At 67.5% G+C, this 16,920-nt stretch carries 14 protein-coding genes; 7 read left to right on the top strand and 7 right to left on the bottom strand.

Annotated elements, in window-relative coordinates; genetic code table 11:
* Positions 1-31: 31 nt before the first annotated feature.
* Together N440_RS13765 and N440_RS13760 are read right to left on the bottom strand one after the other, a co-directional pair.
* Positions 32-1,405: a sigma-54 dependent transcriptional regulator gene (locus tag N440_RS13765; RefSeq protein ID WP_008265059.1), complete on the bottom strand. Its 1,374-nt coding sequence runs from the start codon at positions 1,403-1,405 to the stop codon at positions 32-34.
* A 60-nt stretch (positions 1,406-1,465) separates the two neighbouring features.
* Positions 1,466-3,079 (bottom strand): ATP-binding protein, encoded by a 1,614-nt coding sequence (locus N440_RS13760; RefSeq protein WP_053450609.1) that lies wholly within the window; start codon positions 3,077-3,079, stop codon positions 1,466-1,468.
* Between the two features lie 405 nt (positions 3,080-3,484).
* On the opposite strand from N440_RS13760, the gene sucC reads away from it, so the two are divergent.
* The 3 genes from sucC (at position 3,485) to N440_RS13745 (ending at position 7,394) form a co-directional block, all read left to right on the top strand.
* Positions 3,485-4,654: an ADP-forming succinate--CoA ligase subunit beta gene (sucC, locus tag N440_RS13755; protein ID WP_004154430.1), complete on the top strand. Its 1,170-nt coding sequence runs from the start codon at positions 3,485-3,487 to the stop codon at positions 4,652-4,654.
* Between the two features lie 21 nt (positions 4,655-4,675).
* Entirely contained in the window at positions 4,676-5,551 is an 876-nt protein-coding gene (gene sucD, locus N440_RS13750; protein WP_005410793.1) for a succinate--CoA ligase subunit alpha, read from the top strand.
* Positions 5,552-5,759: 208 nt separating this feature from the next.
* Positions 5,760-7,394: an NAD+ synthase gene (locus N440_RS13745; protein WP_133935413.1), complete on the top strand. Its 1,635-nt coding sequence runs from the start codon at positions 5,760-5,762 to the stop codon at positions 7,392-7,394.
* A 147-nt stretch (positions 7,395-7,541) separates the two neighbouring features.
* On the opposite strand, the gene N440_RS13740 is transcribed toward N440_RS13745, so the two are convergent.
* Positions 7,542-8,429, bottom strand: a complete 888-nt coding sequence (locus N440_RS13740; RefSeq protein ID WP_004154436.1) for an outer membrane protein assembly factor BamD — start codon at positions 8,427-8,429, stop codon at positions 7,542-7,544.
* A gap of 113 nt (positions 8,430-8,542) precedes the next feature.
* On the opposite strand from N440_RS13740, the gene rluD reads away from it, so the two are divergent.
* Genes rluD through N440_RS13720 form a run of 4 tightly spaced genes read left to right on the top strand, consistent with a single transcriptional unit; the run spans position 8,543 to position 11,235 of the window.
* Positions 8,543-9,532 (top strand): 23S rRNA pseudouridine(1911/1915/1917) synthase RluD, encoded by a 990-nt coding sequence (rluD, locus tag N440_RS13735; protein WP_080357259.1) that lies wholly within the window; start codon positions 8,543-8,545, stop codon positions 9,530-9,532.
* Positions 9,532-10,302: a peptidoglycan editing factor PgeF gene (gene pgeF / locus N440_RS13730; protein WP_133935412.1), complete on the top strand. Its 771-nt coding sequence runs from the start codon at positions 9,532-9,534 to the stop codon at positions 10,300-10,302. The genes rluD and pgeF overlap by 1 nt, the downstream gene beginning before the upstream one ends.
* Before the next feature lie 20 nt (positions 10,303-10,322).
* Complete coding sequence (locus N440_RS13725; RefSeq protein ID WP_133935411.1) at positions 10,323-10,829, top strand: DUF4166 domain-containing protein; 507 nt, start codon at positions 10,323-10,325, stop codon at positions 10,827-10,829.
* On the top strand, positions 10,804-11,235 hold the full coding sequence (locus N440_RS13720; protein ID WP_004154443.1) for a thiol-disulfide oxidoreductase DCC family protein: 432 nt from the start codon (positions 10,804-10,806) through the stop codon (positions 11,233-11,235). The genes N440_RS13725 and N440_RS13720 overlap by 26 nt, the downstream gene beginning before the upstream one ends.
* Positions 11,236-11,303: 68 nt before the next feature.
* On the opposite strand, the gene N440_RS13715 is transcribed toward N440_RS13720, so the two are convergent.
* From N440_RS13715 to otsB, 4 genes are all read right to left on the bottom strand, one after another.
* Positions 11,304-12,602, bottom strand: coding sequence for an OmpA family protein (locus tag N440_RS13715; RefSeq protein ID WP_133935410.1), 1,299 nt, complete (start codon positions 12,600-12,602; stop codon positions 11,304-11,306).
* Positions 12,603-12,954: 352 nt separating this feature from the next.
* On the bottom strand, positions 12,955-14,319 hold the full coding sequence (gene otsA, locus N440_RS13710) for an alpha,alpha-trehalose-phosphate synthase (UDP-forming) (protein ID WP_040007228.1): 1,365 nt from the start codon (positions 14,317-14,319) through the stop codon (positions 12,955-12,957).
* On the bottom strand, positions 14,316-16,097 hold the full coding sequence (locus tag N440_RS13705) for a glycoside hydrolase family 15 protein (RefSeq protein WP_133935409.1): 1,782 nt from the start codon (positions 16,095-16,097) through the stop codon (positions 14,316-14,318). The genes otsA and N440_RS13705 overlap by 4 nt, the downstream gene beginning before the upstream one ends.
* A gap of 42 nt (positions 16,098-16,139) precedes the next feature.
* Positions 16,140-16,898, bottom strand: a complete 759-nt coding sequence (gene otsB, locus N440_RS13700) for a trehalose-phosphatase (RefSeq protein ID WP_004154453.1) — start codon at positions 16,896-16,898, stop codon at positions 16,140-16,142.
* Between the last annotated feature and the right edge of the window lie 22 nt (positions 16,899-16,920).

The raw sequence follows: 16,920 nt of genomic DNA, 5'->3' as shown, positions 1-16,920 counted from the left end.
CGTTCGTGATCGGGATTGCGTGGTCCCGGCTCTACTCCATTCCCAGCTTCTTCAGCTTGTAACGCAGCGCACGGAAGGTGATGCCCAGCTGCGCGGCGGTGCGGGTCTTGTTCCAGCGGTTCTCTTCCAGCGCGCGCTGGATGGCGCTGCGCTCGAGCTGCTCGATGTAGGAGGGCAGGGCGGCGCTGCCCGGCTGCAGGTCGGCCACCGCCTCAGCGGGGGCGGCACTGCCGGGCGCGCGCGGCGCGTGCTGCGGCAGGCGCAGGTCATCGGCACCGATGCAGTCTTCCTCGGCCAGTGCCAGCGCACGTTCCAGGATGTTCTCCAGCTCGCGCACATTGCCGGGGAAGGCGTACTGGGCCAGTGCTTCCAGTGCCGACGGCGCCAGCAGCGGGGTAGCACGGCCATGGCTGCGGGCCAGCCGCGCCAGCACCGCGGCAGCCAGTTCCGGCAGGTCCTGGCGGCGCTCACGCAGCGGCGGCACCTTCAGTTCGATCACGTTGATGCGGTAGTACAGGTCGTGGCGGAAGCGCCCGTCCTCGACCAGTTCCGCCAGGTCGCGGTGGGTGGCCGAGAGAATCCGCACGTCCACTGGTTCCTCGTTGGGCGCACCGACCGCGCGCACCGATTTTTCCTGGATCGCGCGCAGCAGCTTCACCTGCATCTGCAGCGGCAGTTCGGCCACTTCGTCCAGGAACAGGGTGCCGCCATGGGCAGCCTGGAACAGGCCCGGCTTGTCGGCGTGTGCGCCACTGAAACTGCCCTTGCGATGGCCGAAGAATTCACTCTCCATCAGCTCGCCGGGGATGGCGCCGCAGTTGACCGGCACGAACGGGCCGGCCGCACGCGCACCCTGGGCGTGGATGGTGCGCGCGACCAGCTCCTTGCCCACCCCGGACTCGCCCAGGATGTAGACCGGCGCCTGGCTGCGCGCGACCTTGCCGATGGTGGTGCGCAGCACGTCCATGGCCGGCGAATCGCCAAGCAGGCGCGCGCCCTGTTCGGCACTGGGGCCGGGCGCGGGGCGTTCGGTGTTGTTGAGTTCCAGTGCGTGCTTGACCAGGCCGCGCAGCACCGAGATGTCCACCGGCTTGCTGACGAAGTCGAAGGCACCGGCCTTCAGCGCTTCCACCGCCAGATCCATGCTGCCGAAGGCGGTGATCATCGCCACCGGCGTGCGCGGATAGTGCTGGGCGATCTCGCTGACCAGTTCGATGCCGTTGCCATCCGGCAAGCGCATGTCGGTGATGCACAGGTCATACGGATTGCTGGCCAGCAGTTCACGTGCTTCGGCCAGGTTGGCGGCGGTACTGATGCGCAGCCCCATGCGGCCGAGGGTCAGTACCAGCAGTTCGCGGATGTCGCGTTCGTCGTCGACGACGAGGGCGCTGCGGGTTTCGTTCATGGGCGTGAAAGATAAACGAGGGGGCTGGATGCGACAAATGTTTGACGCACGGAATCGGAATCAGGTGGGCAACAGTGTGTGCGGACCGGGCAGCACCAGGCGGAAGCAGGAGCCACCGGCCGGCACCGGGATGTAGTCGAGCCGCGCCTGGTTGGCCCGGCACAGCTCGCGGGCGATATACAGGCCCAGGCCGGTGCCGTGCTCGGACGTGGTGAAGAACGGGCGGAACAACTGCGCGGCCACGCTCTCCGGAATGCCCGGGCCGCGGTCCATCACGTCGATCACCGCGCTGCGCTCGTGCTGGGCCACGCGCAGGCGCACCCGCGCCGGCTGCTGGCCGATGCGCCCGTACTTGAGCGCGTTGTGCACCAGCACGGTCAGCACCTGGTACAGGTGGCGGGTATCGACCTGGGCCATCACCGCGCTGTCATTGATGATCGGTTCGATGCTGTCCGTCTCCAGCGTCTGCCCCTGCTTGTACTCCAGCACGAAGCGGCGCACGAAGGCAGCCAGGTCCACGTTCTCGGGCGTGGCACGCTCGCGTCGGGCCAGCCCCAGCACGCTTTCGACGATGCCGTTGGTGCGCTGGCATTGCTGGCGGATGATCTGCAGCAGTCGGCGGTCGCTTTCGTTGAAGCCGGTGCCTTCCTCGAGCAGCTGCACGGCATAGTTGATGGCCGCCAGCGGGTTGCGGATCTCGTGGGCGAGGCTGGCCGAGAAGCGGCCCATCGCCGACAGGGTGAGCGATTCGGCGCGGCGGGACACCACGCTGGAATCGTCCAGGAACACCAGCGCCAGGTCGCTGCCGGCCAGCAGGCGGGCGAAGCGTGGCTGCACTTCCGGCTGGTCGGGGTTGAGCTGCAGCGGCAGTTCGTCCTGTGCCCAGCCATTGCGCCAGCGCTGCAGGCGGCGGGTCAGTTCCGGCGCGGCGCTGGCCAGGTCCAGGCGCCCGCTCTCGCCATTGCCGTCACTGTCGCCCAGCAGCATCGAGGCGGCCTCGTTGGCCAGGGTGATGCGGTTGTCGGCGTCCACCACCAGCACGCCGGTGCGCATGCGGCGGATGATCAGTTCGTTGATCTGGAACAGGTTGGCCACTTCGTCGCCGCGCTGGTTGGCCAGCTGCTGGTTGCGGCGGGCGCGGTTGCCGACCTGGTAGCTGATGAAGGCCAGCGCCAGGTAGCTGGTGGTGAACATCGCCAGCTCGGCCAGGGTGCGGGTGGGGTCGCCGCCTTCCAGCAGCTTCCAGGTGTATTCGACGCCGGTGGCGAGGCTGGCGGCCAGCGCCAGGCCCAGGCCCAGGCTGAGTGGCAGCAGGGTGGCGGCGGCGGCGATGTTGAACAGCAGCGACATCGAGATGCCGGCGCTGGCACCGGGCAGGGCATGTGACAACAGCGTGGCGGCAACGATGTCCACCAGCACGCCGCTGACCACGATCGGCCGCAGCCAGCGTTCGTTACGGCCGATCACCAGGGCCAGCAACGACAACGCCAGATAGATGACCGCGACCACATCGGCCAGCCGCGGGTGATGGGCCTCGCCGACCAGGCCGGACAGAGGGCTGTAGAGCAGGGCGGCGATGACGGTTGCGATCAGCACCCGGTACAGCGCGAAGAAATACAGCTCACGCCGCGGGATCGATTCGATGCGGTCGATCAATGAAGCACTGGGTGACACGCCGGAACTCCCCTTCTGGCTGCCTGGGTCTGGAATCTGCGATGCACCGGTCCGGCGTCCCCTGAAGCCGGGCCGGCGCGTCGCTTCTATGTGGCCCGTGGTGGAAGCGGTCGAGCAGGCTCGACGCTGCACACCCTGGCTGACCAGTATAGGGCCCCGCAAAGCGTGCCGTGGGCGTGGCCCGGATCGCGCATTTGGCCGCCCGCGGACACCGGTGGCCAGCGCGGGCCCGGGCGCAACTGCCTGAATGACGGTGGAAATCTGGCCGGGTCTGGCGTTTTGTACAGACTTCTTTGCGCCCCGGCGCTGGCTCGGCCACAATAGTGGGCCCGCCGCGGTCCATGCCGGCGCCCCGCCGGGGCCCTGAGGAATTGCGTGCGGTCGTTCCTATTCCCACGGTGACGCATGAATTTCCACGAATACCAGTCAAAACAACTGCTTGCCGAGTACGGCATCCCGGTCCCGGCCGGCAAGGTCGCTGCGACCCCGGACGAAGCGGTTGCCGCTGCCAACTCCCTGGGCCAGGGCCCCTGGATGGTCAAGGCGCAGATCCACGCTGGCGGCCGCGGCAAGGCTGGCGGCGTCAAGTTCTGCAAGACCACCGACGACGTGAAGGCCGCTGCGGCCAAGATGCTCGGCACCAAGATGGCCACCTACCAGACCGCTGGCGTTGAACTGCCGGTCAACCTGGTGCTGGTGACTACCGCCGGCGAGATCGTCAAGGAACTGTACCTGTCGGTGCTGGTCGACCGTGGCACCAAGACCATCACCTACATCGCCTCTTCGGAAGGCGGCGTGGAAATCGAGCAGGTCGCTGCTGAAACCCCGGAGCTGATCCACTCGCTGAACGTCGACTTCGTCGAAGGCGTGCAGGGTTACCACGGCCGTGATTTCGGCTTCAAGCTGGGCCTGACCGCCAAGCAGGCCGGCCAGTTCGCCAGCATCATGGTGAACCTGTACCGCCTGTTCAACGAAAAGGACCTGGCGCTGGTTGAAATCAACCCGCTGGCCATCCTGGACGACGGCAACCTGTACGCGCTGGACGGCAAGTTCGACAGCGACGACAACGCCGCGTTCCGCCAGAAGGCGCTGGTCGCCATGCGCGACAAGACCCAGGAAGATCCGACCGAAGTGATCGCTTCGGAACTGGACATCAACTACGTCACCATGGACGGCAACATCGGCTGCATGGTGAACGGCGCCGGCCTGGCCATGGCCACCATGGACGTCATCAAGCTCAACGGCGGCGAGCCGGCGAACTTCCTGGACGTGGGCGGCGGTGCCAACAAGCAGCGCGTGATCGAAGCCTTCAAGCTGATCCTGTCCTCGGACAAGGTCGAAGGCATCTTCGTCAACATCTTCGGCGGCATCGTCCGCTGCGACATGATTGCCGAAGGCATCATTGCCGCCGTGAAGGAAGTGGGCGTCAAGGTTCCGGTCGTGGTGCGCCTGGAAGGCACCAACGTGGAAGAAGGCAAGCAGCTGCTGCGTGACAGCGGCATGGCCATCATCCCGGCTGACAACATCAACGATGGCGCCAAGAAGATCGTTGAAGCTGTCAAGAACGCCGCCTGATACCGACACCAAGGAATTCCAATGTCTGTTTTGATCAACAAGAACACCAAGGTGATCGTGCAGGGCTTCACCGGCCAGCAGGGTACCTTCCACGCCACTCAGATGATCGAGTACGGCACCCAGGTTGTGGGCGGCGTGACCCCGGGCAAGGGTGGCACCACCCATATCGACCTGCCGGTCTTCAACACCGTTGCCGACGCCGTGCAGAGCACCGGCGCCAACGCTTCGGTCATCTACGTGCCGCCGCCGTACGCGGCTGACGCGATCCTGGAAGCCGCTGCTGCCGGCATCAAGGTCATCGTCTGCATCACCGAAGGCATCCCGGTGCTGGACATGCTGCGCGTCAAGAACGTGCTGACCCGTTCGCATCCGGACACCGTGCTGATCGGGCCGAACTGCCCGGGCGTCATCACCCCGGGTGAGTGCAAGATCGGCATCATGCCGGGCCACATCCACCAGCCGGGCAAGATCGGCATCGTGTCGCGTTCGGGCACCCTGACCTATGAAGCGGTCAAGCAGACCACCGAAGTCGGCCTGGGCCAGTCCACCTGCATCGGCATCGGTGGTGACCCGATCAACGGCCTGAACTTCGTCGACTGCCTGAAGCTGTTCAACGAAGACCCGCAGACCGAAGGCATCATCATGGTGGGCGAAATCGGCGGTGACGCTGAAGAAGCCGGCGCCGAGTACATCAAGAACCACGTGAAGAAGCCGGTCGTCGGCTTCATCGCCGGTGCGTCGGCTCCGGCCGGCAAGCGCATGGGCCACGCCGGTGCGATCGCCTCGGGTGGCAAGGGCACGGCGGAAGGCAAGTTCGCCGCCATGGAAGCCGCTGGCGTCGTCACCGTGCGTTCGCCGGGCGACCTGGGCGCTGCCATCGCCAAGCTGGTGAAATAAGAGTGTTGCCGGCCTCGGCCGGCACGCTCTTGTAGAGTCGAGCCATGCTCGACTTGCTCCAACAGAAAGGCCGCCTCCGGGCGGCCTTTCTGCGTCTGGCCCCGGCCATCCAGGCAAGCCCATCCACGCATGGCGTGGATCTACTGGGCAGGGTGCGGACACGGTGCGGCGCTACAATGGGCGCATTGCAACCACAGGCTGGATTCCCATGGCTTCGATCCGCATCGCGATGGCGCAGTTCGACTTCCCGGTCGGCGATGTCGCCGGCAACACCGAGCGCATCATCGAGATGATCGGCCAGGCGCGCGACGAGTACGGCGCCGAGCTGGTGATGTTCCCCGAGCTGGCCGTGAGCGGTTACCCGCCGGAGGACCTGCTGCTGCGCCCGGGCTTCCTGTACGAGTGCGAGCAGGCGATGGGCCGCATTGCTGCCGCCTGCCGTGGCGTGACCGCTGTGGTCGGCTGGCCGCAGGCCGCCGGCGCGGTGGTCTACAACGCCGCCAGCGTGCTGCGCGACGGCCTGGTCGAGCAGACCTACCGCAAGCGCGAGCTGCCCAACTACGCGGTGTTCGACGAGCGTCGCTACTTCGATGTGGACCCGGACGGCGGCAGCTGCGTGTTCGAGGTCAATGGGGTTCCGGTGGGGCTGCTGATCTGCGAGGATTTGTGGTTCGCCGAACCGCTGGCCGATACCGTGCGCGCCGGCGCGCAGCTGGTGGTGGTCCCCAATGCGTCGCCCTATGAGCGTGGCAAGCACGCCCAGCGCGACGCTGTGCTGGCCGCGCGTACCCGCGAGAGCGGGGCGGCGATCGCCTACCTCAACGTGGTGGGGGGGCAGGATGCGCTGGTGTTCGATGGCGCCTCGGTGGTGGCCGATGGCGACGGCACCGTGCACCCGGCGGCCGCTGCCTTCGTCGATCAGTGGCTGGTGGTGGACTATGACGGCCAGAGCCGCCGGTTCCTGCCGCACGTGTGGATGGACGACGGCGACGAGAGCATGGACGCGCTGGCCTGGCGTGCGGTGACGCGCGGCATCCAGGACTACTGCCGCAAGAACGGCTTCAAGAAGGTGTGGCTGGGCCTGTCCGGCGGCATCGACTCGGCCCTGGTGCTGGCGCTGGCGGTGGATGCGATGGGCGCGGAGAACGTGACCGCCGTGCGCCTGCCGTCGCGCTATACCGCTGGCCTGTCCAACGACCTGGCCGCCGAGCAGTGCCAGGCGCTGGGGGTGACGCTGGAAGCGGTGTCGATCGAGCCGGCGTTCAAGGGCCTGATGGAATCGCTGGCGCCGATGTTCGAAGGCACCACGCCGGACGTGACCGAGGAGAACCTGCAGTCGCGCAGCCGCGGCGTGATCCTGATGGCGCTGGCCAACAAGTTTGGCGGCCTGCTGCTGACCACCGGCAACAAGAGCGAGTACGCGGTGGGCTACGCCACCATCTACGGCGACATGTGCGGGGGCTATGCGCCGCTGAAGGACCTGTACAAGACCGAAGTGTTCGGCCTGTCCAAGTGGCGCAATACCGTGGGTGGCGCGCCGGTGATCCCGCCGGCGGTGATCAGCCGCCCGCCGTCGGCCGAGCTGCGCGAGAACCAGCTGGACCAGGATTCGCTGCCGGCCTACGACGTGCTGGACGGCATCCTGTACCGCTACATCGACCAGGAACAGTCGCGCGGGGAGATCGTGGCCGCCGGCTACGATGCGGCCGTGGTCGACCGCGTGCTGCGCCTGGTGCGCATCAGCGAGTGGAAGCGGCACCAGGCCGCGCCGGGGCCGAAGGTCTCGCGCCGCGCCTTCGGCCGTGAGCGTCGCTACCCGATCAGCAACGGCTACAAGGGCTGAGGCAGGGGTGCCGGGCGTGGCCCGGCCGATGGCTGGAGCCGGCCGCTGGCCGGCTGTTCCATGACCCTCGGACAGGCCATCGGGTTGCCGGCCAGCGGCCGGCACTACCGCTACAAAAGAAGAGGGCCCCTTGCGGGGCCCTTTCTCTTATTTCTTTTCCAGTCGCGCGTTGCGCTGGCCGGTGCTGGCGGACTTCTCGCCGGCGAACGGGTTCAGCTTGCGGATCATCCACGGGTACTTCGGCCACTTGCCTTCCAGCCACGGGTGGTCCGGCTGGTTCAGCTGCAGGACGCGGCGGGCGTCGTCGGCCAGGGTCTTGTTGCCCAGGTGGGTGTAGGAATCGGCCAGGACGGCGACGGCATCGTACTGGAACGCGCTCTGCGGGTAGGTTTCCAGCAGGTAGTTGGCGCGGCCGGCCGCCGAGACCCAGGCGCCGCGGCGCATGTAGTACAGGGCGTTGTCCAGCTCGTGCTGGGCAAACACGTCACGCAGTTCCAGCATGCGGCTGCGCGCATCGGCGGCGTAGCGGCTGTTCGGGTAGCGGTCGACCACGATGTTGAAGTCCGAATACGCCTGGTGCGGCGTGGACAGGTCGCGGCGGCTGGCATCCAGCGACCATACGCGGCGCAGGAAAACCGTACTGCGGTTGGAGTTGGCAAGACCGCGCAGGTAGTACAGGTACGCGATGTTGCGGTGGGTCGGGTAGGTACGGATGAAGCGGTCGATGCTGGACACCGCATCGTCGTGCTTGCCGGCCTTGTACTGGGCGTAGGCGGTTTCGATCATCGCCTGCTCGGTATAGGGACCGTACGGATACTGGGCCACCAGGCGGCGGAAGCTGGTCTCAGCACCGCTCCAGTTGCCACCCTGCATCAGCTTGTGGCTCTTCTCGTACAACTGTTCGACCGGCGTCCCTTCATCGGGGCGATCGCCCTTCTTGGCGCCACGGTGGCAGCCGGTGGCGGCGATGACCAGCACCAGCAGCAGGGCGGTGAGGCGGACGGGCGCGGAGAGCATGGCGGAGCGTCGGATCATGGGGTCGAGGCGGGACGCGGCTGGAATACGAAGGGTCGATGATAGCCTAGTGTCCTGTCCAGCGACTGAAACCGGCCGCCGGGACCCCAAAATTTCAAAGAATGCCCCCTGCCATGTCTGAACAACCCTCTGAATCGGCCCGCCAGGCCATCGTCCCCGACACCGCGGCCGGCCGTCGTTTCGACGCCGTCGTGGCCGAACTGTTCCCCGAATACTCGCGTTCGCGCCTGACCGAGTGGATCAAGGCGGGCGACGTCCTGCTGGATGGCGCCCAGGTGCGCCCGCGCGACCCGCTGCGCGGCGGCGAGGTGGTCACCCTCACGGTGGTGCTCGAGACCCAGACCGACGCCCAGCCGGAGGACATCCCGCTGGACGTGCTGTTCGAGGACGAGCACCTGCTGGTGATCAACAAGCCGGTCGGGCTGGTGGTCCACCCCGGCGCGGGCAACCACAGCGGCACCCTGGTCAATGCCCTGCTGTTCCGCGACCCGTCGGTGGCGGTGCTGCCGCGCGCCGGCATCGTGCACCGCCTGGACAAGGACACCAGCGGCGTGATGGTGGTGGCCAAGACCCTGGAGGCGCAGACCGCGCTGGTCGAGCAGCTGGCCGCACGCGACGTGCACCGCCAGTACCTGGCCATCGTGATGGGCGCACTGGTGGCCGGCGGCACGGCCGATGCGCCGATCGACCGCCACCCGCGCGACCGTCTGAAGATGGCCGTGCGCGAGGACGGCAAGGAAGCGATCACCCATTACCGCCTGCGCGAGCGTTTCCGTGCGCACACCGCGCTGGAGTGCCGCCTGGAAACCGGCCGTACCCATCAGATCCGCGTGCACATGGCGCATGTGCGCCACCCGATCATCGGCGACCCGCTGTACGGCGGCGCGCTGAAGCTGCCCAAGGGCGCCAGTGACGAGCTGGTGGCCGCGCTGCGCGGCTTCAAGCGCCAGGCCCTGCATGCCGAAACCCTGGAGTTCACGCACCCGATCACCGGCGAGCCGGTGCGCAACACCGCGCCGGTGCCGGAAGACATGCTGCACCTGATGAAGGTGCTGCGCGAAGACAGCGAAGCCTTCGCCGCACGCGAGCGGGACCGCTGGTGATGGCGGCCGCGCTGCCGTTGCTGCAGGCCGACTGGCCAGCGCCAGCAGGCGTCCATGCGCTGACCACGCGCCGGCATGGCGCGGGCATCTCGCCGGCACCGTTCGCGCAGTTCAACCTGGGCAACCGGCACGCGGCCGATGGTGATACTCCGGCCAATGTCGAGCACAACCGCCAGCTGCTGCAGCAGGGGCTGGCGCTGCCGTCCGCGCCGCATTGGCTGCGCCAGGTGCACAGCAGTACCGTGCTGCGCTTCAACGCTCCACCGGTGCCGGGCGCCAGTGAGCCGGTGGCCGACGCCGCGGTGACCTCGGTGCCGGGCGTGGTGCTGGCGATCCTGACCGCCGATTGCCTGCCGGTGGTGTTCGCCGCTGCCGATGGCAGCGAGGTGGGCGCGGCCCATGCCGGTTGGCGCGGGCTGGCCGACGGCATGCTGGAGGCCACCGTGGCCGCCCTGCAGACCCCGCCTGCGCAGTTGCGGGCCTGGCTGGGACCGGCCGCCGGGCCGGCAGACTACGAGATCGGCGAAGAGGTCTTCCACGCTTTTGTCGGGCATGACCCGGCTGCGGAGGCGGCTTTCGTGGCGACCCGGCCCGGGCACTGGAAGGTGGACCTGTTCGCCCTGGCCCGCCAACGGCTGCAGGCCGCCGGCATGGACCCGGCGCAGGTGCATGGCGGCACGGTGTCGACCATGGCCGACCCGGACCTGTACTCGCACCGGCGCGACCGTCGCACCGGGCGCATGGCGACGCTGGCCTGGATCGCGCGCTGAGTACGCCCCTGTTCGCGCGCGTGCTGGGGCCGGCCTTTGCCACCCTGGCAGCACCGGTACAGGCGCTGCATACCGCTGCGCTGCCCTGCCGCTACGTGGGGCAGGCGCGGATCGAGCGCGGACGGCACTGGCTGGTGCCGCTGCTGGCCGCCCTGGCGCAGTTGCCGAGGGAAGGCGAGGCACTGCCGACCGAAGTGGTGTTCAGTGCACACGGGCAGGGCGAACGCTGGGCGCGCCGGTTCGGCCGCTGGCCGATGGTGTCGCGGTTGTGGGCGCACGAGGGCCATCTGCGTGAGCAGCTGGGCGCGGTGCGTTTCGAGTTCGACCTGCAGGCCCGCGAGGGCGGCATCGATTGGTCGGTGCGCCGGGTGTGGGCGTTCGCGGTGCTGCCGCTGCCCACGCGCTGGTTCGGCGGCGTGCGCTGCCGCGAAGCAGGGCAGGGGCAGCGTTACACTTTCCGGGTTGATGTGACCTTGCCCTGGGCAGGAGCCCTGATCCGCTATGAAGGCTGGCTCGAACCGCAGTGAGACCGCCGCCGACGGCGCGGTGATCGTGTTCGACGGTGTCTGCGCGCTGTGCAACCGGTGGGTGCGCTTCCTGCTGCGTTTCGACCGCAAGGGGCGTTATCGCTTCGCGGCGATGCAGGGCACCCGGGGCAGTGCGCTGCTGCGCGCGCATGGACTGGATCCGCAGGACCCCAGGTCATTCCTGCTGCTGGATGCGCAGGGCGCATGGACCGACACCGATGCGATCCTGCGCGTGCTGGCCGGGTTGGGCGGCGCCTGGCGCCTGAGCGGTGTGCTGCAGTGGGTGCCGCGACGCTGGCGCGACGCGGGCTACCGGGTGCTGGCGCGCAACCGTTACCGCTGGTTCGGGCGCCACGACGCCTGCCTTCTGCCGGCGCCGGAACAGGCCGCGCGCTTCCTGGACTGAACAAAAAGGGGACGGAGGGAATTAAGTCGTTTATGCATAAACGACTTAATTCCCTCCGTCCCCTTTTTTCAGTCGAGCAGCCGGTAGCTGATGCGTCGATTCAGTGCACGACCGTGCTCGCTGCGGTTGTCGGCGATCGGCTGCTCCTGCCCGTAGCCGGTGGGAACCAGTGCGGCCGAGCCCACCCCTTGTTCCTGCAGTGCCTGGGCTACGGCGTCGGCACGCAACTGGCTGAGCTGCTGGTTGCTTGTGGCCGAACCGGCGCTGTCGGTGTGCGCGGCGACCTCCACGCGTGCACCGGCCGGGATTGCGCGCAGTGCGGAGGCAACGGTGCCGATCGTCTGCCGCGAGTCGCCGGTGAGCGTGGCGGTGCCGGCGTGGAACTTCAGGGTGGTCCGGTTCAGTGCTTCAATCCGCTGTGTGGGATCGGCGTGCGCCGGCAGCTGCGCCAGCGCAGCCAGTCCCGGTCCCCACAGGCCCGTCATGTCCAATGCCGCGAAGTCCTGGCGCAACCTGTGCGAGATGGCCAGCCGCTGCGCGTCCTCCATCAGCGAGGTGTCGATGCGCAGCTGCGATCCAGCGAATTCCAGCCGCAGTCCATCGCCCTGCAGCTGCGGAAGATCGGCAATCAGGCGATCCAGCCAGCGCGGCGCGCGTGCGCGTGGGTCCAATGTGATCCCGCCCTGCACGTTCTGCCGGCCGTGTACCGCCAACAGCGCGCTCCAGATACGGCGGCGATCCCCCTCGGTGGGCAGGTTGCCGTGCACCTGCATCTGTGTGCCGTGTTGCTGCAGGGACAGGTAGGCGTCGTGTTCGAGTGGAATGTCCGGCACCGTCCACAGGGGCGTGCGGGCCTTCAGCTGCAGCCACGTGGTGAGGCCGAGGACAACGACGATGGCCAGCAGCCACAACAGGCTGCGCACGGCCATCCCATACATCGCGCGCGATGGCACCGTGCCGGTCATGCGCCGGGGCGATGGGCCCGCGATGCTGCGATGGACAGGGGGGGAAGGCACCAGGCCGCCGGGCGCATCCATCAGCGTGACCACCCCGGGCAGAAGATGGCAGGCGACCACCCTGAAAGCACCGGGTGACATGCCACAGCGGTGCGCGATCATGGCCAGCGTATGTGCCCCCAATGCGCGTTCGAGCTCACTGGCGACGATGGGCAGCCGCAACGTTGCAGGTTGCCGCCAGGAATGAAAACGGGAGGCCAGGCCTGCCTGTTCAAACCGCTGCTGCAGACCGTCCAGGCCCCGGTGATGGGACGTTATCCAGACGCTGATGACTTCCACCATCCAGCGGGTGCGATGGCCCAGCTCCAGGCGTGTTGCGGCATCTTCGATGAAACGGTCGTACGCAGACATGCAGTGACTCCCCGGAATGTGATGTGCGTCGCGCCGCGCAGCAGGCGCGACGGATTGCGATATCTCTGGGGGCGCCACTCTGGGGAGCGCGCGTCAATGCATGGTGAAAGGCTGGCGGTGGTGCATCTTTCGTTCCGGCGGGCGACGCGACAGGGCGTGCGGCAGGGCACGATGAGGCCTTGTGCGACGCGAGCCTTGCGTGCCTGCCCGGGACGGCTGGGACGGGCAGGCGCGCCATTCTGCTGTTCGGCGAATGGTTTCAGGTGCACCTACTTTCGGGCTTAAAGCGACAATCTGCGAGCGCACATGGCGCTCTTCTGTCGCTTCATGGCTGGACTGGTGGCGCAATCCATCAGTTCTCCAGCGCGTCCAGGTAACTGCGCCGCCAGTGGTTGATGTCGTAGGTGCGCAGGTGGTCCATCATCGCGTGCCAACGTTCCTTGCGCCTGCGCAGCGACATCGTCGCCGCGGTGGCGATGGCATCGGCGACGCCGTCCAGGTCGTGCGGATTCACCAGCAGCGCCTGTTTCAGTTCATCGGCGGCACCGGCCAGCAGCGACAGCACCAGCACGCCGGGATCTTCCGGGTCCTGCGAGGCCACGTACTCCTTGGCCACCAGGTTCATGCCGTCGCGCAGGGGCGTTACCAGGCCCACCGCCGCCGCCCGGTAGAAGCCGGTGAGGGTGGCATGGGTGAAGTTCTGGTTGACGTAGCGCAGGGGTGTCCAGTCCGGCTCGGCGTGACCGCCGTTGATGTGGCCGGCGATCTGTTCCAGCTGGCTGCGCAGTTGCCGGTACTCGGTCACGTCGCCACGCGAGACCGGGGCGATCTGCAGGTAGGTCAGCGAGCCGCGCTGGTCGGGATGACGCTCCAGGTAGCGCTCGAAGCCGAGGAAGCGTTCGGGCAGGCCCTTGGAATAGTCCAGGCGGTCGACACCGATCGCCAGCTGGCGGTCTCGCAGGCTGTTGCGCAGATTCTTCACTGCGGCCTTGGTGGCGGCGGTGCCGGCCTGGCGTGCGATCAGGTCGGTGTCGATGCCGATCGGGAAGGCAGCCGCGCGGAAACGGCGCCCACCGGGGGCTTCCAGTTCACCGTTGTCGAGCACGCGGCCACCGCCGAACAGGCGCAGGTAGGTCTGGAAGCGATCGGCATCGCGCTGGGTCTGGAAGCCGACCAGGTCGTAGGCATACAGCGCGGAGAACAGGCGCAGGTGATCGGGCATCGCCTGCAGCAGGTCGGCCGAGGGCATCGGGATGTGCAGGAAAAAACCGATGCGGCAGCCGATGCCGCGTTCGCGCAGCAACGCACCGAGCGGGATCAGGTGGTAGTCGTGGATCCAGACGATGTCGTCCTCGCGCAGCAGCGGAGCGAGCTTGTCTGCGAACAACGCGTTGACCTTGTGATAGGTCTCACGGGTGCCACGGTCGTAGTCGACCAGATCCAGGCGGAAGTGCAGCAGCGGCCACAACGTGCGGTTGGCGAAACCGTTGTAGTAGCCGTCAACTTCGCGCTTGCTCAGGTCCAGGGTGACGAACTCGATGTCGCCGTCCTTCTGCGTGTGCAGCGTGCCACTGCCCTCGCGCACGCTCTTGCCGCTCCATCCGAACCACATGCCGCCGCGTTCCTTCAACGCGGCCAGCAGGCCGACCGCCAGGCCGCCGGCACGGTTCTCGCCGGGCACCGCCACGCGGTTTGAAACCACTACAAGGCGACTCACGATGCCTCCTGCCAGGACCGCGACAGGCGCATCGCGGCCGTGATCAGGCCGACGTGCGAATAGGTCTGCGGGAAATTGCCCCAGGCCTCGCCACTGTCGAAGGCCAGGTCCTCCGACAGCAGGCCCAGATGATTGCGCTGTTTCAGCAGCGTTTCGAACATCGCGCGCGCCTCGTCCAGGCGCCCGATCGCGGCCAGCGCGTCGATGTACCAGAACGTGCAGATGGTGAAGCTGGTTTCCGGCTCGCCGAAGTCATCCGGGGCGACGTAGCGATACAGCGAATTTCCGTGCTTGAGGTCGCGGCCGATGGCGTCGACGGTGGCGATGAAGCGGGCGTCCAGCGCATCGATGAAACCGATGTCGGCCAGCAGCAGCAGCGAGGCATCCAGGCGATGGCCACCGAAGGTATCGGTGAAGTGGCCCAGCTCCTCGCTCCAGGATTCGGCCATGATGCGCGCGTGGATGGTGTCTGCACGTTCGCGCCAGTAGCGGGCGCGGTCGTCGCGCTTCAGGCGCACGGCGATCTTGCACAGGCGGTCGCACGCCGCCCAGCACATCGCGCTGGTGTAGGTGTGCACCTCGGTGCGGCCGCGGAACTCCCACAGGCCCGCATCGGGTACGTCATGCAGGGCAAAGGCCTGTTCACCCAGGGGTTCCAGGCGGGCGAAGGTGTGCGCGTCGCCCGGGTCCTGCAGGCGGCGGTCGAAGAACAGCTGCGTGGAGGCCAGCACCACGCTGCCGTAGACATCGTGCTGGCGCTGCACCCAGGCCAGGTTGCCACGGCGCACCGGGCCCATGCCGCGATAGCCGGACAGGCTGGGCACTTCGTCCTCATCCAGCTTCGCCTCGAAGCCGATGCCGTACAGCGGCTGCAGCGTGCCGTCGGTGGTGGCCAGGTTGAAGATGTAGCCGAGGAACTGTTCCATCGTGCGCGTCGCGCCCAGGCGGTTCAGCGCACGCACCACGAACGCGGCATCGCGCAGCCAGCAGTAGCGGTAGTCCCAGTTGCGCACGCTGCCCGGCGCCTCTGGAATGGAGGTGGTCATCGCCGCGATGATCGCGCCGCTGTCCTCGTACTGGCAGAGCTTCAGGGTGATCGCGCTGCGGATCACCGCGTCCTGCCATTCCAGCGGAATGGACAGGTAGCGCACCCACTCGCGCCAGTAATCGCGGGTGCGCTGGAAGGCTTCCTGCACATAGCCGCTGATCGAGCGGTTGAGTGATTCATCGACACCCAGGATCAGGTGGATGGGATGGTTGAGTACGAATGGCAGGCCCTCGCGAACGAAGCGCACCGGCACATCGGTGGTCAGCCGCAGCACATGCTCGGGCAGGATCCAGCGCACGTGGTTGCTGCCCCAGGTGGATTCCGGCACGCGTGCACCCCAGTCCGCCAGAGGCCGCGCATGCACGGTGATGCGTGGGCTGCCGGCCAAGGGGCGCACCTGGCGGATCAGGCTGACCGGGCGGTAGAAACGGTCGTTCTGGCGCCAGCGCGGGGCGAAATCGAGGATTTCCAGTTCACCACCGTGCGCGTCGCGCAGCACGGTGCGCAGGATCGCGGTGTTGGTCAGGTACTCCTGTTCGCTGCTGGCGAAATCTTCCAGTTCGATGGCGAAGTCGCCACCGGTCTGCTGGTTGGGGCCGAGCAGCGCGCAGAAGGTGGGGTCGCCGTCGAAGGTGGGCAGGCAGCTCCAGACAACGCGGGCATGTTTGTCGACCAGGGCGCCGAAGCTGCCGTTGCCGACCACGCCCAGATCAAGATCGGGTTGGGTCATCACGCGGTACATCTCGTCGGTTGCGGCCGTGGGGGGGCCGGGTCAATAGGCATTCTCACGCAGCCAGGCGTGCACGCTGCGTATGTCGGGCAGCGCGAACACCGCCGCGCTGGGTTCACGTTCGCCCACCAGTACGCTCCAGCCATGCTGGCCGTTGGCGGCATCGAAGCCGAATTCGTCGGTGAGGTCATCGCCGAGGAACACCGGCAGGCGGCCGCGGAAGGGCAGGTACTGCATCATGCGGCGCACCGCGCGGCCCTTGTCGGTACCCACCGGGACGAACTCGACCACATGGTCGCCCGGTTGCAGGCGATAGCTGGTACGGCCGCGCACGTGGCGGTCGGCGAAGGCACGCACCTCGCTGGCCGCGTGCGGAGCGCCGCGCCAATGCAGCGCCAGGCCGACGCCCTTGTCTTCCACCAGTACGCCGGGATGGCCATGGGCGAAACGCATCGCCTGCTGGTGCAGTGCATGCAGCCACTCGGCGGTGTCATCGTCATGTGCGTCGCGCAGCACGCGACCATCCTCGCCGCGCAGCTCGTGGCCATGCAGGCCGGCGGCAGGCAGTTGCAACGGTGCAAACAGCTGGTCCAGCTGTTCGAGCGGACGACCACTGACCAGTGCCACGGCACCTTCCAGGCGGTCGCTGATGCGGCCGATGGCTTCACGCACATCCGGCAGCAACTGCACGGCGTCCGGGCGTGCAGCGAATTCGATCAGGGTGCCATCGACATCGAGGAACAACGCACAGGCGTCGTCCAGCAAGGGCGGTGGCGGACGCAGGGGGAGCGGTTCAGCCATGACGCCCAGCTTGCCAGCGCAG

This window comes from Stenotrophomonas sp. CC22-02 (assembly GCF_004365115.1).
GTDB classification, from domain to species: Bacteria; Pseudomonadota; Gammaproteobacteria; order Xanthomonadales; family Xanthomonadaceae; genus Stenotrophomonas; species Stenotrophomonas forensis.
This window is presented reverse-complemented; position numbering and strand designations above follow the sequence as displayed.